The sequence below is a fragment of the Aureispira sp. CCB-QB1 genome (genome assembly GCF_000724545.1).
Classification (GTDB): Bacteria; Bacteroidota; Bacteroidia; order Chitinophagales; family Saprospiraceae; genus Aureispira.
The window spans coordinates 1-1,152 of sequence record NZ_JHBV01000061.1 but is presented as its reverse complement, the minus strand read 5'-3'; the positions used below and the strand labels follow the sequence as shown (position 1 = coordinate 1,152).

2 protein-coding genes are annotated in these 1,152 nt (G+C 38.5%); both read right to left on the bottom strand.

The genetic code is table 11. From position 1 onward, the window contains the following. On the bottom strand, positions 1 to 192 hold a 192-nt coding region (locus CG11_RS26120; RefSeq protein ID WP_156039911.1), incomplete at its 3' end, for a hypothetical protein. Positions 193 to 246: 54 nt separating this feature from the next. Next, a partial coding sequence (locus CG11_RS30515) for a hypothetical protein (RefSeq protein WP_197043953.1) occupies positions 247 to 1,152 on the bottom strand: 906 nt, incomplete at its 5' end.

The window sequence follows — 1,152 nt, the reverse complement described above, 5'->3', positions numbered from 1 at the left end:
AAAGTGATGCAAATAAGTTTGAGTGCTTTTAATTTTTGTTTTTAACAAGCAAATTTGTTGTTCTTGACAAAGCAATTGTAAAGAATTCTTACTTCCTTTCATTTGAGTTAATTTTTGCTGTTCTTTTTCTAATTTCTGCTGTAGCTTCTGCAGCAATTGATCAAGAATAACACAAGCATTTTTTGTTGTCATGAGTCGCTGTTTTATGGGGCAGTACTGCAGCGGTACTACTGCAGTACTGCTTGATTATGAATTGGATAAAAGATTTGTTTTTTTCTCTCTAGCAGCAATCAAACAAGAGCGTTTGCAATAGGTATGATTATGCGATTTGTGAATAAAACCACTGCCACATTCAGGGCAAATACGAGTATATTCCTTCTTAATTTTTTCCTCTTTTGGAGGATCTTTTTTTTGCTTTTCATAATCAATAAAACCAATCTTTTGGATACTTGGTGCCGCATGTGGTTGAGGAGCTTTTTCTTGTGGTTTTTCGCCGTAGTACTGCTGCAGTACTGCAGTAGTACTTCCTGTGTTTATCGGGGTTTCCGTATTTTGAGTAGTTTCCTTTTTCTCCTTCTCACATTCGGTATAATACCACCAAGAAAAGCCCATCGAAAGTAGAAATAACAACTCAAAACCAATGGCTGCTCGAACCAATTGCGTACTCAATTTTTCTCGCTCCAAAGTCATGGTAGATTTCCTAGATTCAAAATCCTCCAATGCCTTTTGTTCGATGACTTGGTTCTCGAGTAAAAGAGCCGCCAGAGCAGCGTCTTTTTGTGCTTGAGTCGCTTCAATCTTTTCATTGTATTCTTGCACCACTTTAGAATCCTTTCGAGCCAAACGCCCTTTGTACAACCTGGTATTCCGAAAATTATCCCGTTGTATCTCGAGCGCTGCCATTCGATTATCATAGTCAGAAACAATCCCTTCAGAAGATTTTAAAATAGGTGCTTGAGGAGTCGCTTCTTCAACCAGTAGGGAAGGGAGAATTTTAGCCCCTTCTATCGAAATGTAAATACTTGCCCCAACTGCTACGATTGCCAAGAGAGCAGAGAACTTTTCAACTTCTTTGTACTGAAATAAGCCCTTCATCACATCATCGGTTGATTCTCGTTTGATGACCTCAATCATAATCACCAAAGCAATGGA